At 72.4% G+C, this 24484-nt stretch carries 24 protein-coding genes; 13 read left to right on the top strand and 11 right to left on the bottom strand.

Annotation, left to right across the window (positions count from 1 at the left end; genetic code table 11):
* Positions 1–106 precede the first annotated feature (106 nt).
* On the top strand, positions 107–316 hold the full coding sequence (locus AB4091_RS19940) for a DUF1918 domain-containing protein (RefSeq protein WP_045191200.1): 210 nt from the start codon (positions 107–109) through the stop codon (positions 314–316).
* Here AB4091_RS19940 and hutI read toward each other — a convergent pair.
* The 3 genes from hutI to AB4091_RS19925 are packed head-to-tail and all read right to left on the bottom strand — an operon-like array spanning position 313 to position 4138.
* Positions 313–1518, bottom strand: a complete 1206-nt coding sequence (gene hutI, locus AB4091_RS19935; protein WP_442294267.1) for an imidazolonepropionase — start codon at positions 1516–1518, stop codon at positions 313–315. The two genes, AB4091_RS19940 and hutI, sit on opposite strands and share 4 nt — an antisense overlap.
* On the bottom strand, positions 1515–2849 hold the full coding sequence (locus AB4091_RS19930) for a formimidoylglutamate deiminase (protein WP_442294265.1): 1335 nt from the start codon (positions 2847–2849) through the stop codon (positions 1515–1517). The genes hutI and AB4091_RS19930 overlap by 4 nt, the downstream gene beginning before the upstream one ends.
* Positions 2846–4138: an allantoate amidohydrolase gene (locus AB4091_RS19925; RefSeq protein ID WP_442294263.1), complete on the bottom strand. Its 1293-nt coding sequence runs from the start codon at positions 4136–4138 to the stop codon at positions 2846–2848. Before AB4091_RS19925 ends, AB4091_RS19930 begins: the two co-directional genes overlap by 4 nt.
* A gap of 35 nt (positions 4139–4173) precedes the next feature.
* Between AB4091_RS19925 and AB4091_RS19920 the strand changes: the two genes are divergently transcribed.
* Positions 4174–4683 (top strand): aminoacyl-tRNA deacylase, encoded by a 510-nt coding sequence (locus tag AB4091_RS19920; RefSeq protein ID WP_442294261.1) that lies wholly within the window; start codon positions 4174–4176, stop codon positions 4681–4683.
* Between the two features lie 118 nt (positions 4684–4801).
* Positions 4802–5179 carry a DUF3253 domain-containing protein gene (locus tag AB4091_RS19915; protein ID WP_442294259.1) on the top strand — a complete coding sequence of 126 codons (378 nt, stop codon included), beginning with the start codon at positions 4802–4804 and terminating at the stop codon, positions 5177–5179.
* 90 nt (positions 5180–5269) lie between these two features.
* On the opposite strand, the gene hutU is transcribed toward AB4091_RS19915, so the two are convergent.
* Together hutU and hutH are read right to left on the bottom strand one after the other, a co-directional pair.
* Positions 5270–6925: a urocanate hydratase gene (gene hutU / locus AB4091_RS19910; protein ID WP_442294257.1), complete on the bottom strand. Its 1656-nt coding sequence runs from the start codon at positions 6923–6925 to the stop codon at positions 5270–5272.
* 168 nt (positions 6926–7093) lie between these two features.
* On the bottom strand, positions 7094–8659 hold the full coding sequence (gene hutH / locus AB4091_RS19905) for a histidine ammonia-lyase (RefSeq protein ID WP_442294255.1): 1566 nt from the start codon (positions 8657–8659) through the stop codon (positions 7094–7096).
* A 93-nt stretch (positions 8660–8752) separates the two neighbouring features.
* Between hutH and AB4091_RS19900 the strand changes: the two genes are divergently transcribed.
* From AB4091_RS19900 to AB4091_RS19865, 8 genes are all read left to right on the top strand, one after another.
* Positions 8753–9532, top strand: coding sequence for an IclR family transcriptional regulator (locus tag AB4091_RS19900; RefSeq protein WP_442294253.1), 780 nt, complete (start codon positions 8753–8755; stop codon positions 9530–9532).
* Positions 9533–9558: 26 nt separating this feature from the next.
* Positions 9559–10269 carry a Type 1 glutamine amidotransferase-like domain-containing protein gene (locus tag AB4091_RS19895; protein WP_442294251.1) on the top strand — a complete coding sequence of 237 codons (711 nt, stop codon included), beginning with the start codon at positions 9559–9561 and terminating at the stop codon, positions 10267–10269.
* A 9-nt stretch (positions 10270–10278) separates the two neighbouring features.
* A complete protein-coding gene (locus tag AB4091_RS19890) occupies positions 10279–11256 on the top strand; it encodes an NAD(P)H-quinone oxidoreductase (protein WP_442294249.1) in 978 nt (325 codons plus the stop codon).
* Positions 11257–11424: 168 nt separating this feature from the next.
* Positions 11425–12036 carry a hypothetical protein gene (locus AB4091_RS19885; RefSeq protein WP_442294247.1) on the top strand — a complete coding sequence of 204 codons (612 nt, stop codon included), beginning with the start codon at positions 11425–11427 and terminating at the stop codon, positions 12034–12036.
* A 103-nt stretch (positions 12037–12139) separates the two neighbouring features.
* Positions 12140–12760: a PadR family transcriptional regulator gene (locus AB4091_RS19880; RefSeq protein WP_442294245.1), complete on the top strand. Its 621-nt coding sequence runs from the start codon at positions 12140–12142 to the stop codon at positions 12758–12760.
* Positions 12757–13494, top strand: coding sequence for an ABC transporter ATP-binding protein (locus AB4091_RS19875; RefSeq protein WP_442294243.1), 738 nt, complete (start codon positions 12757–12759; stop codon positions 13492–13494). Before AB4091_RS19880 ends, AB4091_RS19875 begins: the two co-directional genes overlap by 4 nt.
* 1 nt (position 13495) lies before the next feature.
* A complete protein-coding gene (locus AB4091_RS19870) occupies positions 13496–16405 on the top strand; it encodes an FtsX-like permease family protein (RefSeq protein ID WP_442294241.1) in 2910 nt (969 codons plus the stop codon).
* 100 nt (positions 16406–16505) lie between these two features.
* Positions 16506–17156: a bacterial proteasome activator family protein gene (locus AB4091_RS19865; RefSeq protein ID WP_442294239.1), complete on the top strand. Its 651-nt coding sequence runs from the start codon at positions 16506–16508 to the stop codon at positions 17154–17156.
* Here the strand turns inward: AB4091_RS19865 and AB4091_RS19860 are convergent.
* A complete protein-coding gene (locus AB4091_RS19860) occupies positions 17153–17836 on the bottom strand; it encodes a histidine phosphatase family protein (RefSeq protein WP_442294237.1) in 684 nt (227 codons plus the stop codon). The two genes, AB4091_RS19865 and AB4091_RS19860, sit on opposite strands and share 4 nt — an antisense overlap.
* 9 nt (positions 17837–17845) lie before the next feature.
* On the bottom strand, positions 17846–18085 hold the full coding sequence (locus AB4091_RS19855; protein WP_442294235.1) for a hypothetical protein: 240 nt from the start codon (positions 18083–18085) through the stop codon (positions 17846–17848).
* A gap of 103 nt (positions 18086–18188) precedes the next feature.
* On the opposite strand from AB4091_RS19855, the gene AB4091_RS19850 reads away from it, so the two are divergent.
* Positions 18189–19826, top strand: coding sequence for a metallophosphoesterase family protein (locus AB4091_RS19850; RefSeq protein ID WP_442294233.1), 1638 nt, complete (start codon positions 18189–18191; stop codon positions 19824–19826).
* 3 nt (positions 19827–19829) lie between these two features.
* Here AB4091_RS19850 and AB4091_RS19845 read toward each other — a convergent pair whose 3' ends face one another.
* Genes AB4091_RS19845 through AB4091_RS19830 form a run of 4 tightly spaced genes read right to left on the bottom strand, consistent with a single transcriptional unit; the run spans position 19830 to position 23109 of the window.
* Positions 19830–21530: an AMP-binding protein gene (locus AB4091_RS19845; RefSeq protein WP_442294334.1), complete on the bottom strand. Its 1701-nt coding sequence runs from the start codon at positions 21528–21530 to the stop codon at positions 19830–19832.
* A gap of 43 nt (positions 21531–21573) precedes the next feature.
* Entirely contained in the window at positions 21574–22308 is a 735-nt protein-coding gene (locus tag AB4091_RS19840; RefSeq protein ID WP_442294231.1) for a PH domain-containing protein, read from the bottom strand.
* Between the two features lie 49 nt (positions 22309–22357).
* Positions 22358–22663 (bottom strand): SHOCT domain-containing protein, encoded by a 306-nt coding sequence (locus AB4091_RS19835; RefSeq protein WP_442294229.1) that lies wholly within the window; start codon positions 22661–22663, stop codon positions 22358–22360.
* Positions 22660–23109 carry a DUF6325 family protein gene (locus tag AB4091_RS19830; protein WP_442294227.1) on the bottom strand — a complete coding sequence of 150 codons (450 nt, stop codon included), beginning with the start codon at positions 23107–23109 and terminating at the stop codon, positions 22660–22662. Before AB4091_RS19830 ends, AB4091_RS19835 begins: the two co-directional genes overlap by 4 nt.
* A 265-nt stretch (positions 23110–23374) precedes the next feature.
* Between AB4091_RS19830 and AB4091_RS19825 the strand changes: the two genes are divergently transcribed.
* The gene (locus tag AB4091_RS19825) at positions 23375–24454 is read left to right on the top strand and encodes an SGNH/GDSL hydrolase family protein (RefSeq protein ID WP_442294225.1); all 1080 of its coding nucleotides are present in this window, start codon (positions 23375–23377) and stop codon (positions 24452–24454) included.
* Positions 24455–24484 lie beyond the last annotated feature (30 nt).

Below are 24484 nucleotides of genomic sequence, written 5' to 3'. Positions count from 1 at the left end.
GCGGATTCCTTGCCGCAGAGGCCTTTCGGGCAGGGCCTTTCGTGAAGGCCTTTCCGAGAGGGCCGCGACGTGGTGTGCTTGGGGTGGAGCCCTGAGGAGGTGTGCCATGGAGGCACGGGTCGGTGACCGCATCACGATGGCCGCGGAGCACGTCGGTCAAGGCACGCGCGAGGGCACGATCCGCGAGGTGAAGGGCGAGGGCGGCGGGCCGCCGTACGTCGTCGAGTGGTCCGACGGCCACACCGGGATCATCCACCCCGGTCCGGGCTCGGTGCTCAAGTGCGAGCACCCCGCGGAGGACGCGGCGGGCTCCTAGAGGTCGAGCGCCCTGACGATCGGCACCCCGGCCCGGTAGGCGAGGTGCAGGTGGCTCGGCGCGTCGATGACCGCCAGCTCGGCCGGCTGCCCCTGCGCGACCCGGCGGTCGAGCCCCAGCGAGCGCGCTGAGACGGCGGTGGCCGAGTGCAGCGCCTCGGCCGGCGTCATGCCCATCTCGCGCACGGCGAGCGCGATCGCGAACGGGATCGACGACGAGTAGCACGTGCCCGGGTTGCAGTCGGAGGCCAGCGCGACGTCGACGCCCGCGTCGATGAGGCGCCGCGCGTCGGGATACGGCGAGCGGGTCGAGAACTCGACGCCGGGCAGCAGGGTGGCGACGGTCGTGCCGCGCGCGGCGGCGAGCGCCTCGACGTCGTCGTCGTCGAGGTAGGTGCAGTGGTCGACACTGCGCGCGCCGAGCTCGCACGCGAGCCGCACGCCGGGGCCGTGGCCGAGCTGGTTGCCGTGCACGCGCAGCGCGAGCCCGGCAGCCCGGCCCGCCTCGAGGACGGTGCGCGCCTCGTCGCCGTCGAAGGCGTGCGCCGAGTGCGGCTCGCAGAAGACGTCGATGCTCTCGGCCAGGCTCGTGGGCCCGTCGGCGGTGACCGCCTCGAGCATCGGGCCGGTGACGAGGTCGACGTATGCCGCCCGGTCCGACGAGTACTCGCGCGGCACGACGTGCGCCCCGAGGAACGTCGTGTGTGGGGTGACCTCGCGGGCGATGCGGAGGCTGCGGAGCTCGTCCTCGAGCGTGAGGCCGTAGCCGCTCTTGATCTCGACGGTGGTGGTCCCCTGGGCGCGCATCTCGGCGACCCGGGCCGCCACGAGGGTGCGCAGCTCGTCGTCGCCGGCGGAACGGGTCGCCGCCACCGAGACGGCGATGCCGCCGCCGTCGTAGGGCGTGCCGGTCATGCGGGCGGCGAACTCGGCCGAGCGGTCGCCGGCGAAGACGAGGTGCGTGTGCGAGTCGACGAAGCCCGGAATGACCGCGCGGCCCTCGAGGTCGCGGCGCTCGTCGGCCTCGGGCGCCCCGGATGCCGGGCCGACCCACTCGATGACGCCGTCGGCGGAGACCACGATCGCCGCGTCCCGGACGATGCCGAGCAGGCCGTCGCCTCGGTCAGCGCGGTCGGTGTCACCGTCGCCCCGGGCCGGGTCGTTCGTCGTCAGCTCCGTGATGCCCGTGAGGAGCAGGCTCACGCGGGCACCCCTCCGGCGACGCGGTCGATGGCGCCGACGAGCATGCGGCCGACGTCGCCCATCCGGTGCCTCCCGTCGGAGACGACCACGTCGCCGCCGACGACGACGGTCGACACGTCGGAGGCGACGCAGGCGTAGATGATCTGGTCGTGGGCGGCGCCGGCGGTGTTGACCGTGTCGGTGCGCACCGTGACGAAGTCGGCGAGCGCGCCCTTGCTCAGGTGGCCGCCGTCGGACCAGCCCAGGGAGCGGTAGCCGTTGAACGAGGCGGCGAGCAGCAGGTCGTTGGCCGAGAACCGGTCGCGCTCGTTGGTGACGAGCCGCTCGTGCATCTCGAGGCCGCGCAGCTCCTCGAAGGGGTCGATGATGACGTGCTGGTCGGAGCCGAGCGAGATCGGGCTGCCGGCGTCGTGCAGGGCGCGCGCGGGACCGATGCCGTCGGCGAGGTCGCGCTCGGTCGTGGGGCAGAAGCAGGCGCCGGTGCCGGTGCCGCCGAGCAGGCCGATGTCGCGGTCCTCGAGGTGCGTGGCGTGGACCGCGGTCGAGTGGGCGCCGAGGGCGCCCGCCTCGTCGAGCAGCTGGGTGGGGCTCGCGCCGTAGAACATCTGGCAGGCGAGGTTCTCGCCGTGCTGCTCCGAGAGGTGCACGTGCAGGGGCAGGTCGCCGGCGGCCTCGACGACGCGCGGCAGGTCCTCGCGGCGCACGGCCCGCACGGAGTGGATCGCGGCACCGAGCCGCACGCGGTCGGTCTCGGGGCGGCGCTCGGACATGCGGGCAGCCCAGGCCTCGACGGTGCCGTCGCTGAACCGGCGCTGTCCGGGGTGCAGCTCGACGTGCCCACCGCCGTTGAGGCCGCCCTCGAGGTAGCACGTGTCGAGCAGGGTGAGCCGGATGCCGGCCTCGTCGGCCGCCTGCCGCACGGCGAGACCCATCGCGTTCGGGTCGCCGTACGGGTGCCCACCCGGGCGGTGGTGCACGTAGTGGAACTCCCCCACGACGGTGATGCCGGCCTGCACCATCTCGGCGAACACCGCCCGCGCGAGCGCGAAGTACGTGTCGGGGTTGAGCTGCTCCGCGGCGGCATACATCTGCTCGCGCCAGCTCCAGAAGTTGCCGCCGCCACCGTTGACGCGACCGCGCAGCGCGCGGTGGAAGGCGTGGCTGTGGGCGTTGGCCATGCCCGGCAGGGTCACGCCGGCCAGCCGCACGTCGTCGGGCTGGGGGTCGGCGTCGACGAGGACGTCCTTGAGCAGACCGTCCTGCGTCACCAGCCGCACCCGCCGCGCGAATCCGCCTGTCAGCCAAGCGCTCTCACACCAGAACGCGGTCATCGGGCATCACCCATGGGGTCGAGGTCCTTCCGGGAGCACAGCTCGGTCACGACGGCGGTGAGCGCCGTGACCCCATGGTGACAGTCTGTGGCCTCCGCCGACTCGGCGGGTGAGTGTGAGATTCCTGTGGGGTTGCGCACGAAGAGCATCGCGCTGGGCACGCCGTGGGTCGCGAGGACGCCGGCGTCGTGCCCGGCGCCCGTGCCGAGCAGCGGGGCGTCGGGGAGTATGCCGTGCAGGCGGTCGACGAGTCCCGCGTCAAAGGTCGTGGTGGGGGTCCACGACTCGAGGGTGGTGGTGGCGCCGTGGGCGCCCGCCTCGGCGGTGACGGCATCGACGGTGGCGCGCACGGCATCCTCGTCGCGGCCACGGGCGTCGAGCCAGGCCGTCACGTGGCTGGGGATCGCGTTGACGCCGCCGGGCTCGACGACGACCTTGCCGACGGTGGCGACGCAGCCCTGCGCGACGGCATACGCCCGGGCTGCCTGCACGACGCCGGCGAGGCCGATCATCGCGTCGTGGCGGTCCTCGATGCGGGTGGTGCCGGCGTGGTTGGCCTCGCCGGGCAGGTCGATGCGCCACCGTCCGTGCGGCCAGATGTCGGTGCCGATGGCCACGGCGCGAGCAGGGTCGTCGAGGTCGTCGGTGCCGTCGGGGGCGAGGGCGAGGGCCTTCCCCTGCTCGACGTGCAGCTCGACGAAGGTGCCTATGCGGCGGACGGTCTCGTCGTCGCGGCCGAGTCCGGCGGGGTCGCGGCCGGCCCGCTGCCAGGCCTCGGCCATGGTGACACCGTCGGCATCGGTGAGCGCGCGCGCTCGGTCGGCGTCGAGGACGCCGGTGATGATGCGAGAGCCGGCGCAGGCGATGCCGAAGCGGGCACCCTCCTCGTCGACGAAGTTGACGACTCCGAGCGGCACGTCGGGCTCGACGCCGGCCGCGCGCAGCGCGTCGACGGTCGCGAGGGCGCTCACCACACCGAGTGGCCCGTCGAAGGCGCCGCCGTCGGGCACCGAGTCGAGGTGCGAGCCGATGACGACGCCGGGCGTCGAGTCGGGGTCGCCCCACCACGCCCACTGGTTGCCGGCGCGGTCCTCGACGACGTCCAGCCCGCGGGCCGCGCACTCCCCCGCGAACCACTCGCGCAGGTCGTGGTCGGTGCGGGTCCACGCGTACCGGCGGTAGCCGCCGGTGCCGCCGTCACGCCCCAGCGGTGCCAGGTCGCCCCACATCCGGTCGAAGCTCGTCGTGCTCGTCGTGCTCGTCGTGCTCGTCGTCGGCCTCGTCGTCATGGTCGACCACCCTTCCTCGTCACTAGGCTCACTCCATGGATGCCGACCGCGATTCCACCGCCGACCAGGTCTCGACACCGGCCGTCGAGGCGGCGCGAGCGGCGGGCATCGAGCACACGGTGACCCGTCATGGTCGCGTCTCGAGCCTCGAGGAGGCGGCGGCTGCCCGGGGCATCGAGCCGCGCGACCTCATCAAGACGCTCGTCGTGCGGCGGGCCGAGGACGACCACGTCTTCGTGCTCGTGCCGGGCGACCGCAAGTTCTCCTGGGCCAAGGTGCGGGCCCTGCTCGGCACGAACCGCATCTCGATGCCCGACGCCGAGGCCGCGAAGTCCGTGACCGGCTACGAGCGCGGCACGATCACACCCTTCGGCTCGGCGACCGCGCTGCCCGTCATCGCCGACAGCCACCTCGTCGGACGCACCATCTCGCTCGGCGGTGGAGGTCACGGCGTCGGCCTGACGGTCAACGGCGACGACGTCATCCGGATCTTCGACGCGACCGTGGCCGACATCTCCGACGAGGAGACCCGCAAGAACCCCTGAGCACGCGCCCACGTCTCCACCGTCGAGAGGCCACGTTCGGCCCCTTTCCGACTGTCGAGAGGCCACGGCGTGCCACCGGTGGCGGGTCGACAGGTCACGATGGCGGACACTGGTCACCATGCCCCGCACCCCGCTGCCCACCAAGCCGTGCGCCCGCTGTGGCCGCACCATCACCTGGCGCAAGGCCTGGGAGCGTGACTGGGCAACCGTGCGCTGGTGCTCCGACAACTGTCGCAAGCGCGGCCTGACGCCGGTCGACATCGAGCTGGAGGACCGGCTGACCGCACTCGTCCGGGCGCACGCGGCCTCGGGGTCGGTCGACCCCTCCGAGGCGGCCAGGGCCGTGGGCGGCGCCGCGTGGGAGGAGCTCGTCGAGCCTGCCCGCAACGCAGCCCGGCGGCTCGCCTCCACCGGGCGCGCCCAGATCGTCCAGGGCGGCCGGGTCATCGACCCGGACCACGCCAAGGGCCCGATCACGGTGCGCCGCCCGCGCTGACGCCGCCCCTGCGCGCCGCGCGGTTCGATGTATGGCGCGGTCACCAGTGACCACGCCATACATCGAACGACGGGGACGGCATACGGACCCTCAGCCCTCCTGCATCGGGATGCGGACGCCGCACTCGTGCGCGACCCGGTCGGCGATGTCGTAGCCGGCGTCGACGTGACGGATGACGCCCATGCCGGGGTCGTTGGTGAGCACCCGGGCGAGCTTCTGCGCCGCGAGGTCGGTGCCGTCGGCGAGGGAGACCTGGCCGGCGTGCAGGCTGCGGCCGATGCCGACGCCGCCGCCGTGGTGGATCGAGACCCAGCTGGCGCCCGAGCTCGTGTTGACGAGGGCGTTGAGCAGCGGCCAGTCGGCGATGGCGTCGGAGCCGTCGGCCATCGCCTCCGTCTCGCGGTACGGGGAAGCGACCGAGCCGCTGTCGAGGTGGTCGCGGCCGATGACGATCGGGGCGCTCACCTCGCCGGTGCGGACTAGCTCGTTGAAGGCGAGCCCCGCCTTGTCGCGCTCGCCGTAGCCGAGCCAGCAGATGCGGGCAGGCAGGCCCTGGAAGGCGATCCGGTCCTGCGCGCCGCGGATCCACTTGTGCAGGCGGTCGTTGTCGGGGAAGAGGTCGAGCACGGCCCTGTCGGTCGCGGCGATGTCGCGCGGGTCGCCCGAGAGCGCGGCCCAGCGGAACGGGCCCTTGCCCTCGCAGAAGAGCGGGCGGATGTAGGCCGGCACGAAGCCGGGGAACTCGAACGCCCGGTCGTAGCCGCCCTGGCGAGCCTCGTCGCGGATCGAGTTGCCGTAGTCGAAGACCTCGGCGCCGGCGTCCTGGAACTCGACCATGGCCTTGACGTGCTTGGCCATCGAGGCGCGGGCGCGGTCGGTGAAGTCCTCGGGCTTCTTCTCGGCGTACTCGGCCCAGTCCTCGAGCGCGACGCCCTCGGGCAGGTAGCTGAGCGGGTCGTGCGCCGACGTCTGGTCGGTGACGATGTCGATCTCGACGCCGCGGCGGAGCAGCTCCGGGAAGATCTCGGCGGCGTTGCCGACGACGCCGACCGACCAGCCGCGGCGCTCGCGCTTGGCTGCCAGCGCCTTGTCGATCGCGTCGTCGAGGTCCGTGGCGACCTCGTCGAGGTAGCGGTGCTCGACGCGGCGGTGCAGCCGGGCCGGGTCGACGTCGACGATGAGGCAGGCGCCGTCGTTCATCGTGACGGCGAGCGGCTGCGCGCCACCCATCCCGCCGCAGCCACCGGTCAGGGTCAGCGTGCCTGCGAGGGTGCCGCCGAAGCGCTTCTCGGCGACCGCGGCGAAGGTCTCGTAGGTGCCCTGGACGATGCCCTGCGTCCCGATGTAGATCCACGACCCGGCCGTCATCTGGCCGTACATCGTCAGGCCGAGGTGCTCGAGACGGCGGAACTCGGGCCACGTGGCCCAGTCGCCGACGAGGTTGGAGTTGGCGATGAGCACGCGCGGAGCCCACTCGTGCGTCTGCATGACACCGACCGGCCGGCCGCTCTGGACGAGCATCGTCTCGTCCTGCTTGAGGGTGGTCAGCGTGCGGACCATCGCGTCGAAGGACTTCCAGTCGCGCGCTGCCCGCCCGGTGCCGCCGTAGACGACGAGGTCGTCGGGGCGCTCGGCGACCTCGGGGTCGAGGTTGTTCATGAGCATCCGCAGCGGGGCCTCGGTGGCCCACGACTGCGCGGTCAGGGTCGTCCCACGCACTGCGCGGACGGGTCGTGCACCTTCCATGTCACTCTCCTTCGAGTGCGAGAAACGTTGGTATGCCGTGTGCTTCGTCGATCGTCCACCGTCGAGTGGCCATTTCTTGCGGGTCTTGGCCAGTCGAGAGGCCAGTTCTCGTCACGAACTCTGGCCACTCGACTCGTCACCACCCGCGAACTTTGGCCTCTCGACGGTTCAGCGGAGGGGGCTGGTGGCGGACTCGGCCGCCGCGAGCACGTCACCGGTGACGACCGCCGTGTGCGCGCCCTCGATGTCGGGCGCGAGGAACCGGTCGGGTCCGGGACCGGCGTTCGTGTGCGTGTCGAGGGCGGCGATGACGGCAGCGGCCGCGGCACCCGGCACCAGGGGCGCCCGGAGCCGTATGCCGCGTGCCGCCGTGAGCAGCTCGATCGCGAGCACCCTGCCCAGGGCGTCGACCGACCGGCGCAGCTTGCGGGCGCCCGACCAGCCCATCGACACGTGGTCCTCCTGCATGGCCGAGCTCGGGATCGAGTCGACGGATGCCGGGACGGCGAGCCGCTTCATCTCGGAGACCATCGCGGCCTGGGTGTACTGGGCGATCATCAGGCCGGAGTCCACGCCGGGGTCATCGGCGAGGAACGGCGGCAGGCCGTGGTTGCGGGCCTGGTCGAGGAACCGGTCGGTGCGGCGCTCGGCCATCGAGGCGACGTCGGCGACGACGATCGCGAGGAAGTCGAGCACGTAGGCGACCGGTGCCCCGTGGAAGTTGCCGTTCGACTCGACGCGGCCGTCCGGCGTCACGACTGGGTTGTCGACGGCGGAGGCGAGCTCGGCGTCGGCGACCCGTGCGGCGTGCTCGACGGTGTCGCGGGCGCCGCCGTGCACCTGAGGAGCGCACCGGAGCGAGTAGGCGTCCTGGACGCGGGTGCACTCCTCGGTGCGGTGCGACTCACGCATCGGTGAGTTCGCCATGACAGCAAGGATGTTCGCGGCGGAGGCGGCCTGGCCCGGGTGCGGCCGAAGCGTGTGCAGGTCGGCCGCGAAGACGTCGTCGGTGCCGAGCAGGCCCTCGACGCTCATGGCGGCGGAGACGTCGGCGATCTTGAGCAGGTGGCGCAGGTCGTGGATGGCGAGCACGAGCATGCCGAGCATGCCGTCGGTGCCGTTGATGAGGGCGAGCCCCTCCTTCTCGGCCAGGACGATGGGCTCGATCCCGTTGTCGCGCAAAGCGGTTGCGGCATCGGTGACGGTGCCGTCCTCGAGCCTCACAGGCCCCTCACCCATGACCGCGAGCGCGCAGTGCGACAGCGGCGCGAGGTCGCCGGAGCAGCCGAGGGACCCGAACTCGTGCACGACCGGGGTGATGCCGGCACTCAGCACGGCGGCATACGCCCGGGCGGTCTCGAGGCGCACGCCGGTGCGGCCGGTGGCGAGCGTCGAGAGGCGCAGCAGCATGAGGGCGCGAACGACCTCGCGCTCGACCTCCGGGCCCGTCCCGGCGGCGTGCGAGCGCACGAGCGAGCGCTGCAGCTGGGCCCGCAGCGGTGTCGGGATGTGCCTGGTCGCGAGCGCGCCGAAGCCGGTCGATACGCCGTAGTGCGCCACCGTGTCGTTGGCCAGCGCCTCGACGACCTCACGGCTGCGGGCGATCTCGGCCTCGGCCTCGGCGGACAGGTCGACGCGGGCGCCGTGACGGGCGACGGCCACGACCTCGTCGACGGTCAGGGGGCCGGTGCCGATGGTGACAGTGGCTGAGGGGCGTTCGCTCATGGGTCCCATCGAACCGTCGACGCACTGGCGCGGCAGCCCAGAGAGGCGCACAATTGTCTCAGATGCGAGACGACGTCGAGTGCGGACAGGAGGTGGACCCACGTGTCCAACGCCCCGGCCGCCGCCAACGCGCTCGACGTCCTCGAGCACCTCTCGCGCCACGCCGAACCGCTTCCCGCCGCGTCGATCGCGCGCGACCTCGGGCTGCCGCGCAGCTCGGTCTACCACCTGCTCAAGGTGCTGCACGGCCGCGGCTACGTCACCCACTACGTGGAGGAGCGGCGCTTCGGGCTCGGCCAGGCGGCCTACGAGCTCGGTTCGGCCTACCAGCGGCAGGCGCCGCTCGCCCGGGTCGCGCGCGCCGCGATGCGCCGGCTCGTCGACCAGTGCGGGCGCAACGCCCACTTCGCCACGCTCGACGGCCGCGACGTCATCTACCTGCTCGAGGAACGCGCCCCCGGCCAGCCGATGCTCGTCACCGACGTCGGCGTACGCCTGCCCGCCCACCTCACGGCGAGCGGGCTCGCGATGCTGTCGGCGCTGCCGGCCACCCAGGTGCGTGCCCTCTACCCCGACCGGGCCTCGTTCGTGCAACGCAGCGGCGGTGGTGGGCCGCGGTCGCTCGCCGAGCTGCGCAGCGTCCTCGCCCGCACCCGCACCGAGGGCCACGCGCGCGAGGAGGGCACCGTCACCCCCGACCTGTCGTCGGTCGCCGTGCCCGTGCTCGACCGCGGCTCGCGCCCGCTCGCGGCCATCGCGCTGACGCTGCGCACGGCTGACGCGACGAGCGAGCACGTCGGCGACCTCGTGGCCCGAGCGCGGGTCGCCGCCGAGGACATCGGACGTCGGCTGAGCCCGAGCAGCACGGTTTCGCGCCGCTGAGGGCCGCACCCTCCTAGGGTGCGGGAATGGACGTCTTCCTGGTCGGCGGCGGATGGGACGAGGGGCTCGCCACGGAGCTCTACGGCGGCTTCGTCGAGGCCACGGCGCGCGCGGCCGGTGGCACGCCGCGCATCCTGCTCGTCGTCATGGGCACCGACCCCGAGTCGCTCGAGTACCACGAGCGCTACCTCGACATGCTCGGGCGCGTCGGTGGTCACGAGCTCGCGGTGGAGCGGGTGCCGATGGGCACCCCGTTCGACGCCGCCCGCCTCGACGGGGTCGACGGGCTCTTCGTCGGAGGCGGCCCGACGCCGGAGTACCACGCGTCGCTGTCCCCCGCGTACGCCGCGATCGCCGAGCGCGTCCGCGCCGGTATGCCGTTTGCCGGCTTCTCGGCGGGCGCCGCGATCGCGGCCACCCACGCCGTCATCGGCGGCTGGCGCATCGAGGGGCGCGCCGTCTGCCCCGACGAGAGCAACGAGGACCTCGACCCCGTGACCGTCGTCGAGGGCATCGGCCTGGTCGAGGGAGCGGTCGACGTCCACGCCGCGCACTGGGGCAACGTGTCACGCCTCGTCGCCGTCGTGCAGGCGGGACTCGCACCGCACGGCGTCGCCGTCGACGAGAACACGGTGCTCGGAGCGGACGGTGTCGTGCGCGGGGGCGGCCACGTCTGGGAGGTCGAGCCCGCCTCTGGTGCGGCGGTCGCCGTGCGCCGCCGGTCGGCCGGTCAATAGGCTCAGGGCATGCGCGCGATCACGATTCCCGAGCCCGGCGACGCCGACAGCCTCGTCCTCGACGAGGTGCCCGACCCCGAGGCAGGTCCCGGCCAGGTGCTCATCGACGTCGTGGCCGCGGGCGTCAACCGCGCCGACGTCATGCAGCGGCTCGGCCACTACCCGCCCCCACCCGGAGCCTCGGAGCTCCTCGGCCTCGAGGTGAGTGGACGCGTCGCTGCCGTGGGCGAGGGCGTCGAGCAGTGGCAGGTCGGCGACGAGGTCTGCGCCCTCCTCGAGGGCGGCGGCTACGCCGAGAAGGTGGTCGTGGCCGCCGAGCAGGTGCTGCCGGTGCCGCGCGGCGTGTCCCTCGTCGACGCAGCGGGTCTTCCCGAGGTGGCCGCGACGGTGTGGTCGAACGTCTTCCTCGTGGCCAACATCCAGCCCGGCCAGGTGCTGCTCGTCCACGGCGGCAGCTCGGGCATCGGCACGATGGCGATCCAGCTCGCCAAGGCCGTGGGCGCGCACGTCGCGGTGACGGCAGGCAGCCAGGAGAAGCTCGACGCGTGCCGCGAGCTCGGCGCCGAAGTCCTCGTCAACTACAAGGACGAGGACTTCGTCGAGCGCCTGCGCGACCTGACCAAGGGGCACGGCGCCGACGTCATCCTCGACAACATGGGCGCGAAGTACCTCGGCCGAAACGTGGAGGCACTCGCCACGAACGGGCGCCTCGTCACCATCGGCCTGATGGGCGGCAGGCGCGGCGAGCTCGACATGGGCATGCTCCTCGCCAAGCGGGCCGCCGTCATCGCGACCTCGCTCCGGACACGCCCGGCCACCGAGAAGGCCGCGATCGTCGCGGCCGTGCGCGAGCACGTGTGGCCGCTCATCGAGGCGGGCGACGTGCGACCGGTCATCCACTCCCGCCACCCCCTGGAGCACGCCGCCGAGGCGCACCGCGAGATGGAAGCCTCGGGGCACATCGGCAAGATCCTGCTGACCGTCTGACCGCACGGGCGGATGCACGCCTGACCTGAGCAGCCTTGTCGCACGGGACGATGCGGGAGTGTCCGACTCGTCCCGTGACGACCTCCGCCCACCGGCGTACCGTCGACAGGTGGACCACTTCGCCACGAAGCGGCCCTCCCACCACACGAGTACCGGGAGGCACCTGCAGTGTTCATCCAAGTGATTCAGGGCAAGACCCACGACGCGGACCGGCTCCACGCCCGCATGGACGCCTGGCGCGACGAGCTCGAGCGGGGCGCCGACGGCTGGCTGGGCGGCACCTACGGGATCGACGACGACAACGAGTTCATCGGCGTGGTGCGCTTCGACTCGCGCGAGTCGGCGATGCGCAACAGCGAACGGCCGGAGCAGGGCACGTGGTGGGCCGAGACCGAGAAGTGCTTCGACGGCGACGTCACCTTCCACGACTGTGACGACGTGACGATGATGCTCGACGGCGGTTCGGACGACGCGCAGTTCGTCCAGGTCATCCAGGGCCGCATCAGCGACCAGGAGAAGTTCCGGATGATGCGCGACATGCCGATGGACACCCTCCACACCGAGCGCCCCGACATCCTCGGCGGGACCATCGCCGTCGACAAGGACGGCTGGTTCACGCAGACGATGGCCTTCCGCACCGAGGCCGAGGCGCGCGAGGGCGAGAAGAAGCCCATGCCGCCAGAGGTGATGGAGCAGATGGGCGACATGGACAAGGCGATGAGCGACGTGCAGTACCACGACCTCCACCGCCCGTGGTTCGCGTCGGCGGGTAGCCGCTGACGCCGGGACGACGCGTTCCGGCGACATCGCTTGCGAACCCAGTGCATACCGGGTATACATTGCCCTGACCTGAGGGAATACCGAGTATGCAGGGGGTTCGCGGATGTCCGTGAAGCAGGGGATGCTGGCACTGTTGGCCGAGGAGCCGATGTACGGCGCCCGGCTGCGCAGCGAGTTCGAGGCACGCACGGGAGGCACCTGGCCGCTCAACGTCGGGCAGGTCTACACGACCCTCGCGCGGCTCGAGCGCGACGGTCTCGTCGAGCCGGTGGGCGGCAGTGACGACGAGGGGCGCATCGCCTACCGGCTGACAGCGGCCGGTCGCGAGGAGATCGCGGCCTGGTGGCTCACACCGGTCGACCGCGACTCCACACCACGCGACGAGCTCGTCATCAAGCTCGCCCTCGCCGTGACGTCGCCGGGCATCGACGTGCCCCGGGTCGTCCAGACCCAGCGCACGGCGACCCTCAAGCACCTGCGCGACCTGACCCGGCTCAAGAGCCGCGCCTCCGACGAGCCCGACGCGCACGACCTCGCCTGGCTGCTCGTCCTCGAGAACCTCCTCTTCGCCGCCGAGGCCGAGGTCCGCTGGCTCGACCACGTCGAGGCCACCCTGTCGCGTATGCCGGCAGCCCCCACTCGAGGCGTGCGTGTCGCCGAGCGCTCGGCCGACGTCGACGACGCGCCCCGCGCGACCGCGTCCCTGAAGGGGGGCCGGTCATGAGCGCCGGGGCTGCTGCCGGTCCCGTGCTCGTGCTCGACGACGTCTCCCGCGTGCACGGCACCGGCGAGACCGAGGTCGTCGCGCTCAGCCACGCGTCGCTGACCGTGGCCCGCGGCGAGCTCGTCGCCGTCATGGGACCCTCCGGCTCCGGCAAGTCGAGCCTGCTCAACCTCGCCGGTGGCCTCGACCGCGCGACGACCGGCCGGGTGGTCGTCGACGGCACCGACGTGGCCTCCCTCGACGCGAACGGCCTTGCAACGCTACGTCGCCGGTCGATCGGGTTCGTCTTCCAGGACCTCAACCTCATCCCCAGCCTCACCGCTGCCGAGAACATCGGGCTGCCGCTCGAGCTCGACGGCTGGTCGGTGCGGCGTGCTCGTGGCCAGGCGCTCGACGCCCTCGACCAGCTGCACCTGCGCGAGCTCGCCGACCGCTACCCCGACCAGATGTCGGGCGGGCAGCAGCAGCGCGTGGCCATCGCCAGGGCCCTCGTCGGGCAGCGGTCGCTCGTGCTCGCCGACGAGCCCACCGGCGCCCTCGACTCCCACACGGGTGAGGGCGTGCTCAAGATCCTGCGCCAGCGGTGCGATGCCGGTGCGGCCGGTCTGCTCGTCACGCACGAGGCCCGGCACGCGGCCTGGGCCGACCGGGTCGTGTTCCTGCGCGACGGAGTCGTCGTCGACGAGACCGGGTCACCCGACTCCGCGGACTCGCTTCTCGCAGAGGTGCTCTGACGTGTCCGACTCGCACGACACCGACGCCCTGCTACCCACCGCGTCGGCGTCGCGGCTCGCCCGCTGGCGCGCGGGCTGGCGCGTGGCCCTCCGTATGGCGCGCCGCGACGTCCGCCGTCACCGCGGCCGCAGCCTGCTCGTCGTCATCATGGTCGGCCTGCCGGTGCTGCTGCTGACGGCCGGGAGCACCCTCTGGTTCAGCGAGGACGTCGACGCCGCCGAGCGCCTGCCGCTGCAGCTCGGCCGGACGCAGGGCTACCTCGTCGACCCCCTCGACATCGCCCTCCACCAGCTCGTCGACCCGCAGAGCTCCTACGGGACCGGCCCCGACGGTCCGATGGCGGACCGCCCCGCCACACCCGTGCCGGGCTACGCACCCGGACGCGAGGAGGCCGCCCTGAGCCGCCTCGTCGGGGCGACGCTGCACGTCGCGACCTTCTCGGGCGGCACGGCCCGGATGGGTCGCACCTCCGCCACCGTCGGCATCCTCGGCATCGACCCCCGCGGGGTCGAGACGACGCTCGCGCCACGCGTCTCGCTCGAGTCCGGGCGCTGGGCCGCCGCGTCCAACGAGGTCGTCGTCACCGAGGCCGGCATCGCCGCGGGGTTGCCCCGCACGGGTTCGTTCGAGCTGCGCACGAGCGCCCGGCCCGACGAGGTGTCCTCACGCACGCTCGTCGTCGTCGGGGTGGGCACCGGCTTCACGAACTGGAGCTCCGACGAGGTGCGCCCCGTCGCACTCGTCGGGCTGCCCGAGGCCGAAGGCGCCATGCGGCAGTGGCTCGTCGAGCGCTCGGCGCCGATCACGTGGGCGGAGGTGCAGCGGCTCAACACCTACGGCGTGGGCGTGCTCGGCCGCCACGTCGTCGAGCATCCCGAGACGGTCACCCTCCCGCCCGACATGACGCTCGGCGGCACCACGAACAAGCTCTTCCTCGTGCTCGCGGCGTCGTTCGCGCTTCTCCTGCTGACGAGCCTGCTCGCGGGGCCGGCCTTCGCCGTCGGCGCGGCCCGGCAGCGGCACTCCCTCGCGCTCGCTGCGTCGAACGGCGCGACCCGCGCCCAGCTGCGCCGCACCGTGCTGGGGCAGGCGCTGGTGCTGGGCGCCCTCTCGGCCTGCGTCGGCTCCGCGGCCGGCGTGCTGCTCGGCCTCGTCGCCACGCGCGTCGTCCACCACGTGTCGCCTACGCACTTCTTCGCGCCGGCGGAGGTGTCATGGGCCTCCGTCGCCATCGTGACCGTGGCCGGCGTCGTCAGCTCCGTCGTCGCCGCGCTCGTGCCGAGCCGTGGCCTCGGCAGGCTCGACGTCGTATCGGTGCTCAAGGGACAGCACGTCTCGCCCCCGCTGCGTCGCCGCGTGCCGGTCGCCGGGGCCGTCCTGGCGGCCCTCGGCGTGGCTGCCGTCCTGGTCGCGTCGTACCACCCCGCCGACGTGTGGTTCTACGTCTTCCTCGGCGGGGTGCTGCTCATCGTCGTCGGTGCACTGCTGCTCGTGCCGCTCGTCCTCGCAGTGGTGGCGCGCTTCGGCCACCTGCTGCCGCTGCCGACCCGGATGGCGGCCCGTGAGGCCGGCCGGCTGCGCGGGCGGGCCACCCCGACGGTGGCCGCGATCCTCGGCGGCGCCGCTGTGCTGACGACGGTCTGCATCGGGCTGCAGGCCGACACCGAGCGCGCCGCCCGCAGCTACAGCCCGATGACGCTCGCGGGCCAGGCGCTCGTCTTCGGCGGGCCGTCCGCCTCAGAACCCGACGAGCTCGCACGAGCCCTGGCCTCCGTCGATCCCGACCTGCGGGCGCTCACGCTCGAGCGAGCCGGCGGCGAAGGACCCGAGAACTTCGTGCGGCTCGCCTCCGTCCATCCCGGCTGCAGCTTCCCGCAGACCGCACCCGAGATCGCCTACCGCGACGGCCTCACGATCGAGGGCGGGGTGCTGCCCCGCTGCTCGACCGTCGCGACCGAGTCGTCCGTTCCCGGCACGACGCTGCAGCTCGTCGACGCCGACGAGTTCGCCGACTTCGTCGGTCTCGACGACGAGCAGCGACGGGCGGTGGCGGGGGGCGCCGTGGCTGTGCTCGACCCCGACGTCGCGTCACGGCTGCCGGTGACCACGAGCTACGCCGCTCCCGCCGCCGACATCATGAGGCTGCGCCCGGTGGACGTCCCGACGAACAGAGGCGTCAGCACGTGGCACCGCTACACGTTGCGCTACGACGCCCAAGGCCTGGTCGAGAGCACCGGTGAGCGACCGACGCTGGTCACGATGCCCGTCGTCGAGCTGACGCACGACCAGTGGGTGCGCGCCGTCACGACCGACAACGGCGGGCCGGGCGCCTTCCTCGCGACGAGTGCCGCCCAGCGGCTCGGCATCTCGATCTCCACCGGCCAGAGCATCGTGCGCCGAGCCACGGGCATCACACCGGAGCAGGAGAGCGCCCTGCGGACAGCGTTGCAGGAGCGCGACCCCGACGCCACAGTCACCGTCGAGCGTGGCTATGTCCGCGACGACGCCCTCGTGGTCGGCCTCGTCATCGGCGTCATCGCGCTCATCATCCTCGTGGCCACGCTCATCGCGACGGCGCTGGGCCAGGCCGAGGCGGCGCCCCTGCTCGGCACCCTCGCAGCGGTCGGTGCGACGCGTCGCACGCGTCGGGCCCTCGCCGCCTCGCAGGCGCTCTACCTCGCCCTCCTCGGCGCCGTGCTCGGTCTGGTCGCCGGCCTCGCCCCGGGGATCGCCGTCTCGCGCATCCTCACGGCGAGCTACACCGACACGGGCATGGACTTCAGCACCGTCATCATCAGCATCCCGTGGCTGCAGATCCTGTCGCCGGTGCTGCTCGTGCCGCTCGTGGCCGGGGCGCTCGCCTGGGTGTCGATCCGACAGGCGCCCACGGTGGTGCGGCGAACCGCCTGACGGCGAGCCGGCACACCCCTCGAACTCGGGGCCCGTGCGACCTGACGGGGGACGCACGCGCCCCGACCCCAAGCCGCCGGAGTGAGGCAGGATGGAGCTCATGAGTGACGACGCGAGCCGCCAGGGTGAGGCCACCGACGACGACGCGACGCGGGACGACCCGCGCATCGTCGTCGTGACGCCCGACGGCATGGGCGTCGCGACACCCCTCACCGACCACGGCGCGGATGGCGACCACAGCGGACACAGCGGGCAAGCCGGCCACGGTGACCACCGCGACTCCGACGAGCCGCGCGAGCGCACCAACCCGGCCGACCTCGTCGAGGAGCCGGCCAAGGTGATGCGCATCGGCTCGATGATCAAGCAGCTGCTCGAGGAGGTGCGCAACGCCCCGCTCGACGAGGCCGGCCGCCGACGCCTCGCCGACATCCACCACCGCTCGCTCGAGGAGCTCAAGGACGGCCTCGCCCCCGAGCTCGTCGAGGAGCTCGACCGCATCGCACTGCCGTTCCGCGACGACTCCCCCAGCGACGCCGAGCTGCGCATCGCGCAGGCACAGCTCGTGGGCTGGCTCGAAGGCCTCTTCCACGGCATCCAGACGGCGCTCGTCGCGCAGCAGATGGCCGCGCAGCAGCAGCTCCAGCAGATGCGGGCCCTACCGCCGGGCCCGGGCTCGTCCTACGGCACCCCGCCGGGCGCCCACCCCGACCAGCAGCCCGGTGAGGCCGGCCCGACCGGCCAGTACCTCTAGAGCCAGCTGGAGCGTTCGCGCTCGGTGGGCACGACCTCGGTGTTCCACTGCGTGAACGGCCGCTCGAGCTTGTAGCGGCAGTCCGGCTGGCGCAACAGGACCACGGGCTCGGCGTTCTCCGGGTTGTCGAGCGACTCGAAGTACTCGACGCTCCAGTGGAACCAGCGCATGCAGAACAACCGCATGGTGAGGCCGTGGGTCACGATGACGACGTTGCGCGGGGCCGCGGGCGTCTCGAAGTTGCGGTGCATCGACTCGAGGAACGTGGAGACGCGGTCGTAGACGTCGGAGCCGGACTCGCCGTGGGTGAAGCGGTAGTAGAAGTGGCCGTAGCGGTCGCGCTGCTCCTTCTGCTCCGCGATGTCGGCCGGGTCCTGGAAGTTGGCCCAGTCCTGCTCGCGCAGGCGCGGCTCGACCCGCACGTCGCGCTCGGGCACCGGCAGCGAGAGCGCCTCCAGCGTCTGGCGCGTGCGGACGTACGGTGACACGTACACCTCGACCGACTCACCGTCGAGCACCGCACGGATGCTTTCGCCCGTCGACCGCGCCTGCTCGAAACCCTTGGGCGTCAGGCTGATCCGGTGGTCGGGAACCCGCTCGTAGACGGTGTCGTCGAGGTTGCCCTCCGACTCTCCGTGTCGCACGAGGATGATCCGGTTCGGCCGGTGCTCGAGGCTCACGCCGCCAGACTACGGGTGCGGCTGCCGCGCCCGGGCCTGGTGACGTTGACCGTGGCGGGGGCGGCCGGACCGGCCGCGGGCGGCCCACGGCGCGACGAGCAGCAGCAGCCACGCGAACCCGACGACGAAGCTCGCGACGAGGATGACGATGCCTGCCGACCCGCCGAGGAGGCGCTGTCCGAAGGCGAGCAGGACGGCATACGCCATCAGGAGCGCGCCGACGACGGCCTTGCGGCGAACGGGTCCCACGTCTCCTCCTCGCGTCGTCGCCGGGATGGGCCCATGGCAGCATGCCGACGTGAACGGTGGGTGCTCCCGAGGTGACGGGTCGCCGTCCGGTTAGGGTGAGGCGATGCGACAGGTGGGGAGCCTGCTGGCCCGCGACAGCCCGTGGCTGCGCCGCGGGTCGCACGTGCTCAAATGGCTCGCCGTGCTGGCCGCCTGCTACCTCGGCGGGGTGGCCGCGACGAACCTCGCACCCACGGTAGCCGAGACGTCGCAGTACCGCGCCGTGCTGCGGCTCGACCCCGTGCCGCGCCACTCGCCGATCCTCCACGCACCCACGATCGTCGGTGACGTCGACGTCCAGTTCGCCTCACCCGTCGTCGCGCCCGGCCTCGACGTGCAGGTCGCGGTCCGCGAGGAGATCACCAACCTCTTCACCCGGCCCAACGTCGACATCAAGGCGCTGCAGCCCTCGAACGACGAGATCTCGGAGGCCATCGGCCAGGCCGCGACGGGCGTCGGCATCCGCTTCGTCCTGGGCGCCGGGTCGATCGCGGTGCTGCTCTCCCTCGCGTCGCACTACATCCGGCAGCGCCAGACCCGCCGTCACCACGTCGCGTTCGTCGCCTCGGCCATGGTCGTCGCGACAGCCGGCACCTTCGCGGGGATCGCCGTGACCTACCAGCCGGCGCGGTTCGCCGAGTACCGCACGAGCGGCGTGCTGGGCGTGGTCCAGCGCAACGCCGGCCTGCTCGCCGACGTCGAGGCGCGCGCCACACAGGTGACGCCGTACTTCCGCAACCTGCTCGCCGTCACCCAGGCGCTCCAGCAGAAGTACGTCGCCGGCACCGTCGAGAGCCCCGCCTCCGCCCGCTTCCTCCTCGTCTCCGACATCCACGGCGCCAACCAGTACGCCCTGATGCGCACGATCATCCAGGAGGAGGACATCGACGCCGTCATCGACAGTGGCGACCTCGTCAACTTCGGGCGCGTGCAGGAGGGCGACGCCGCCGGCATCTACCGGTCGATCCAGTCGCTCGGCGTGCCCTACATCTTCACGAGTGGCAACCACGACCAGTCCTCGCCGACCGACCGCGCCGTCCTCGCCCGGATGGCGCGCATCCCCAACGTCGTGCTCCTCGAGGACCCGGCGGGCGCACTGCGTGAGCTCTCCTTCCACGGCCTGCGGATCACCGGCTTCAACGACCCGCGCTACTTCGGCGACGACAACGCCGACCCCACGGGCAAGGCGAAGCCGGCGGTCGACCGCTACAACGCCGCCGTGGCCGACGAGCCCGAGCCCGACGTCGTCGTGACCCACGAGCCGTATGCCGCCGAGCAGGTCGAGCGCGGACGCATTCTCGTCAACGGGCACATCCACACCCCCGCCCTGGAGGGCAACCGCATCCAGGTCGGCACGTTCACCGGCGGGGGAGTGGTCTCGCACTACTCCGAGGGCGCGGGTCAGGAGCTCAACGGGCAGCCCTACTCCTTCGACGTCGCGCAGTTCGGCACCTCGTGCGAGCTGACCTCGCTGACCCGCTACTCGTTCCGCAACCTTCTCGAGGGGCGCCCGGCCTACGACAGCGTGCAGGTCGTCAGCGGCGCCCGCATCGACCCCTACCGGCCGCCGGCCACGGTCCAGCAGCCGGGCCAGCCGCAGCCCGAACCCAAGAAGCGCATCTGCAGCCGCATCGAGGAGACGACGTTGCGGCCCATCCCCCAGGAGCCGTCGACGACCTCGACCTCGACCATCGCCCCGTGACGGTCAGCCCTTGAGGTCGGGGAACTGGTCGTCGCGCCACTCGAGGTCGGGCTGGCTGCCGCCGAGAGCCTGGAGGTCACGCTCGCGGCCGCGCAGCTCGACCCGGCGGATCTTGCCCGAGATCGTCTTGGGCAGCTCGAAGAACTCGATGCGCCGCACGCGCTGCCAGGGCGCGAGCTTCTCGCGGGCGTGCGCGAGGATCGAGCGCGCCACCTCCTCACCCGGCTCGTGGCCGGGAGCCAGGGCGATGTACGCCTTGGGCACCGCCAGGCGCACCGGGTCGGGGGTGGGGACCACCGCGGCCTCGGCGACGGCCGGGTGCTCGATGAGCACCGACTCGACCTCGAACGGGCTGATCTTGTAGTCGCTCGCCTTGAAGACGTCGTCGGTGCGGCCGACGAAGGAGATGTAGCCCTCGGCGTCGACCGACGCGACGTCGCCCGTGTGGTAGAAACCGCCCGCCATCGCGTCGGCGTTGCGCTGCTCGTCGCCCTGGTAGCCGGTCATGAGCGGGACGGGTCGCTGGGCCAGGTCGAGGCAGATCTCGCCCTCGCGGTTGCCCGCCGGATCAGCCTCCGTGACGGGCTCGTTCGTCACGGGGTCGACGACGACGACCGGGTAGCCGGGCAGCGGGCGCCCCATCGAGCCGGGCTTCACGACGGAGCCCGGGGTGTTGCCCACCGACAGGGTCATCTCGGTCTGGCCGTAGCCGTCGCGGATCGTCAGGCCCCACGCCTTCTCGACCTGCGCGATGACCTCCGGGTTGAGCGGCTCGCCCGCGCCGACGACCTCGCGGAGCGATCCGGACCCACCGGAGAGGTCGCTCTTGATGAGCATCCGCCACACGGTCGGGGGCGCGCACATCGAGGTGACCTGGTGCTCGCGCAGGATGCGCAGCAGGGCCGCCGCGTCGAAGCGGGCGTAGTTGTAGACGAAGATCGTCGCCTCGGCGATCCAGGGCGCGAAGAACGAGGACCACGCGTGCTTGGCCCAGCCCGGGCTGCTGATGTTGAGGTGGACGTCACCGGGCTGCAGGCCGATCCAGTAGGTCGTCGTGAGGTGGCCGACCGGGTAGGAGCGCTGGGTGTGCTCGACCAGCTTGGGGCGGCTCGTCGTGCCCGACGTGAAGTAGAGCAGGAGCCGGTCCTCCGGCCCGGTGCCGGGGTGCACCGTCGGACCGGCGTCGGACGCATGGGCGTCGGCGTACGCGTGCCAGCCCTCGAGCGTGCCGCCGGCGGCGTCGGTGCCCACGGCGACGCGTACGTAGTCACCGGGCAGGTCGTCGAGCTTGTGCACCTCGGCGGCGTTCGTGACGATCGCGCGCGCCGACACCCGCTCGATCCGGTCGGCGAGGTCGCCGGGGCCGACGGCCGTGGTCGTCGGCACGATGACGGCGCCGAGCTTCATGACGGCGAGCATCGTCTCCCACAGCTCGACCTGGTTGCCGAGCATGAGCACGACGGAGTCGCCGCGGCCGACCCCCAGCGAGCCGAGCCACGCCGCGACACGGTCGGAACGGCGAGCCATCTCGTCGAAGCTGACCGTCGCCGACGACTCGTCCTCCTCGACGATCGTGAGGGCCGGCTTGTCGTTGCCGCGCGCGATGGCGTCGAACCAGTCGACGCCCCAGTTCCACCGGTCGCCGACGTCGGGGAAGGTGAACTCCTGCACGGCCCGGGCGTGGTCGCCGCTCAGCTCGAGCATCTGGTCACGAGCGGCGCGGTAGGCGCTGGTGGCATCCACGGTCTCAGTCCTGCTCTTCGGTGTCGCGGGGTCGGCGACGGCGCTCCTCGGCGAGCTCGGGGCGCGAGCGCGGGATGGCGGTCGTGTCGTCGGGGCGCTCGTAGGCGCCGACGTCGGGGCCGTCGTCGGAGGCGTCGTCGTAGTCGTCCCCGAGAGCCCCGCTGCCGTGGCGCCGGCGCCGCAGGTCGTCCTCGTCGATGAGCCGGTTGATCAGCTGCTGCACCTCGTTGCTGCGCGGGATGTTCGCGAGGTTCTCGTCGGGGCTGTCGCCGGCGGACTCGATGTGCAGCGACCCCGACCGGATGAGGCGGTCGAGCACGGTCTGCTCGAAGCTCACGTCGGTGATCTTCGAGAGGGTGATGTCCTTGCCGTTCTTGGTGAGGATGCCGCGCCGCACCATGACACGGTGCGACGTGATGACGTAGTGCGTGGTGCGCCACCCTAGGTAGGGCACCACCACGGCCGGGACCGCGACGACGACGAGCACGATGATCGCGACCCACTGGATGCGGTTGCCGGCGGTGTCGTCGGGGGTGACCACCGCGATGGCGATGCAGGCCGCGGCGAGCAGCACGCCGAAGATCGTCGGCACGACCACGGTGAGCCAGTGCGGGTGCAGGTCGCGCTCGACCTTCTCGCTCTTGGCCAGCACGTTCTCGGGGAAGCCCACGGTCAGTCCTCCTGTCGCCACGACCCCCTCGGGCCACGGGTCGGGCCCCGAGTCGGGCCACGAGTCCACGGCCAGCCTAGGCCGATCCGGTCAGGAGGCGGGTGAGGAAGCGCCGCGGTCAGCCCGCCAGGATACGGGTCTTCTGCTGAGCGAACTCGTCGTCGGTGAGGATGCCCTGCGCACGCAGGACCCCAAGGCGTTCGAGAGCACCGAGCAGGTCCTCGGTCGTGGGGGCCGCCGGCGCGGCGACCGGCGCGACGACCGGCGCGGCGACCGGCGCGGCCATCGGCGGAGGAGCCGCGGCCTGGGCCCTCGCCTGCTGGTTGTGCTGCATGGCGCCGCTCACGGCGTTTGCCGTGCCGGCCACGACGGCCGTCCGGGCTGCGAGCCCGAGCAGGCCCGGCCTTCCTCTGCGTCCTCTCATGACCTCTCCCTGCTCGGGTCGACGGCGCCGATCGCCACCTCGACGTCCTCGCGCGGCAGCCGCTCCAGCACGAGCAGCTCCCCGTCGAGGTCGCGCACCGCGGTGGCGATCTCGGCGGCCCACGCGTTCTCCCAGGCGATGACGAGGACCGTCGTGCCCGGGTCCATCTCCGCCGCGATCGCCATCGCGTCGTCCTCGCCGACGAGATCGGGCATCAGCGTCGGTAAGCCCAGCAGATCCTCCGCGCCCTCCGGCGACTCGGCGTCGTGGAGGACGACGCGGCCCGCGTCGTCCTTGTGGACGAGGAGGACGTCGAGCACTCGCACGGCACCGCGGTCGACGGCTCTGGCGACGGCGTCCCGGATGCCGCCCTGCTGCAGGTCTCCGCGGAACCCGATGACGGCCAGGTCGACTGGCCCGATCGGCCCTTCCTTCAGGGTGGTCATGGAATCCCTCCGATGTCGTGACGACGTCGGGGCGAGGCCGTCGGCCCTCATCGTCGGTCGGGACGCACCCGCCCGGCATCACCCCGGACGGGTGACGGCCGCCCCGCGGCGCAGCAGGGGGAAGTTCGGCTCGCGGGGTGGGCCGCCGGGCCCTACTGTCCGGTACGGGACGTGTGACCCGCAGCACACCAGCGAGGGTCGGCGCCCTTTCGCGTGGTCTGCAGTGCTCGGCGTCATCAGCCTTCCACCCACAAAGGAGTGTGTCGTGAAGAGCAAGTCCGTCAGGTCCTCCAGCTCCCCCACCTCAACCAGCCGCAGGCGAGCCCTCGGGGCCGGCCTCACCAGCCTCGTCGGCATCGGTGCGGCCCTCGCCCTCAGCCCGCCGGCCGTCGCTGCGGGGGGCTCCTACGTCGCCCTCGGCGACTCGTACTCGTCGGGCACCGGCACCCGCACCTACATCAGCGACGGAACCTCGTGCCAGCGCTCCGTCTACGCCTACCCGTCGCTCGACGCGGCTTCGCTCGGCCTCGCGCTCACCTTCCGCGCCTGCTCGGGCGCCACGGTCGCCGACGTGACGAACACCCAGCTGTCGGCGCTCTCGAGCTCGACGGCATACGTGACGATCTCGGTGGGCGGCAACGACGCCGGCTTCGCCGACGTGCTGACCGAGTGCGCGCAGCCGGCCTGGATGAGCGACTGCAACGGTGCGATCGACGGCGCGCAGAGCGTCATCAACAACACGCTGCCGGGACGCCTGTCGACGCTCTACTCCTCGATCCGCACCAAGGCGCCGAACGCGAAAGTCATCGTCGTGGGCTACCCGCACATCTTCAACGGCGAGGACTGCAACGCCTTCACGTGGTTCTCCCCGACGGAGGAGTCACGGCTCAACGCGACCGCCGACCTGCTCAACTCGCGCACGTCGAGCGCGGCCGCGGCCCGTGGCTTCACCTTCGTCAACCCGGCCCAGAAGTTCGTCGGGCACGCCGTCTGCGACAGCCCGGAGTGGCTCAACGGACTGTCCAACCCGATCAGCGAGAGCTACCACCCGAACGTCGCGGGCCACCGCGACGGGTATGCCGTCGTGACGAAGCCGGCGTTCGGGGTCACGCTCGCCGCCAGGGCGGGCGCCACCACCTACTCGGCCGACGCCATCGCCGCGGGCAACAGGAGGTATGCCGCCGCCGACCGCACGATCACGCCGGAGAAGGTCGCCACCCCCGACCTCACGACCGCCCGGGCGAAGGCCGCGGCCAAGCGGGCCGGGGTCGACCTGCGCAGCCGTGCGAGCATCGACGCGGCCGACCGCGCGTGGTCGCAGCGGCAGGCCGCGACGACGCGGTGACCGCGACGAGGTCGCGATGAAGTCGTGATG

Origin of the sequence: Terrabacter sp. 2RAF25, from assembly GCF_052115265.1 — a bacterium.
Classification (GTDB): domain Bacteria; phylum Actinomycetota; class Actinomycetes; order Actinomycetales; family Dermatophilaceae; genus Terrabacter.
Note: the sequence above shows the minus strand (reverse complement) of the source record. Positions and strands in the feature narration are given on the sequence as shown.

Excerpts from the sequence above, each read along its gene's own strand:
- AB4091_RS19940 (WP_045191200.1), top strand. The coding sequence starts at position 107 with ATGGAGGCACGGGTCGGTGACCGCATCACGATGGCCGCGGAGCACGTC.
- AB4091_RS19930 (WP_442294265.1), bottom strand. The coding sequence starts at position 2,849 with ATGACCGCGTTCTGGTGTGAGAGCGCTTGGCTGACAGGCGGATTCGCG.
- AB4091_RS19925 (WP_442294263.1), bottom strand. The coding sequence starts at position 4,138 with ATGACGACGAGGCCGACGACGAGCACGACGAGCACGACGAGCACGACG.
- AB4091_RS19920 (WP_442294261.1), top strand. The coding sequence starts at position 4,174 with ATGGATGCCGACCGCGATTCCACCGCCGACCAGGTCTCGACACCGGCC.
- AB4091_RS19915 (WP_442294259.1), top strand. The coding sequence starts at position 4,802 with ATGCCCCGCACCCCGCTGCCCACCAAGCCGTGCGCCCGCTGTGGCCGC.
- hutU (WP_442294257.1), bottom strand. The coding sequence starts at position 6,925 with ATGGAAGGTGCACGACCCGTCCGCGCAGTGCGTGGGACGACCCTGACC.
- hutH (WP_442294255.1), bottom strand. The coding sequence starts at position 8,659 with ATGGGACCCATGAGCGAACGCCCCTCAGCCACTGTCACCATCGGCACC.
- AB4091_RS19895 (WP_442294251.1), top strand. The coding sequence starts at position 9,559 with ATGGACGTCTTCCTGGTCGGCGGCGGATGGGACGAGGGGCTCGCCACG.
- AB4091_RS19890 (WP_442294249.1), top strand. The coding sequence starts at position 10,279 with ATGCGCGCGATCACGATTCCCGAGCCCGGCGACGCCGACAGCCTCGTC.
- AB4091_RS19880 (WP_442294245.1), top strand. The coding sequence starts at position 12,140 with ATGTCCGTGAAGCAGGGGATGCTGGCACTGTTGGCCGAGGAGCCGATG.
- AB4091_RS19875 (WP_442294243.1), top strand. The coding sequence starts at position 12,757 with ATGAGCGCCGGGGCTGCTGCCGGTCCCGTGCTCGTGCTCGACGACGTC.
- AB4091_RS19865 (WP_442294239.1), top strand. The coding sequence starts at position 16,506 with ATGAGTGACGACGCGAGCCGCCAGGGTGAGGCCACCGACGACGACGCG.
- AB4091_RS19850 (WP_442294233.1), top strand. The coding sequence starts at position 18,189 with ATGCGACAGGTGGGGAGCCTGCTGGCCCGCGACAGCCCGTGGCTGCGC.
- AB4091_RS19845 (WP_442294334.1), bottom strand. The coding sequence starts at position 21,530 with ATGCTCGAGCTGAGCGGCGACCACGCCCGGGCCGTGCAGGAGTTCACC.
- AB4091_RS19835 (WP_442294229.1), bottom strand. The coding sequence starts at position 22,663 with ATGAGAGGACGCAGAGGAAGGCCGGGCCTGCTCGGGCTCGCAGCCCGG.
- AB4091_RS19830 (WP_442294227.1), bottom strand. The coding sequence starts at position 23,109 with ATGACCACCCTGAAGGAAGGGCCGATCGGGCCAGTCGACCTGGCCGTC.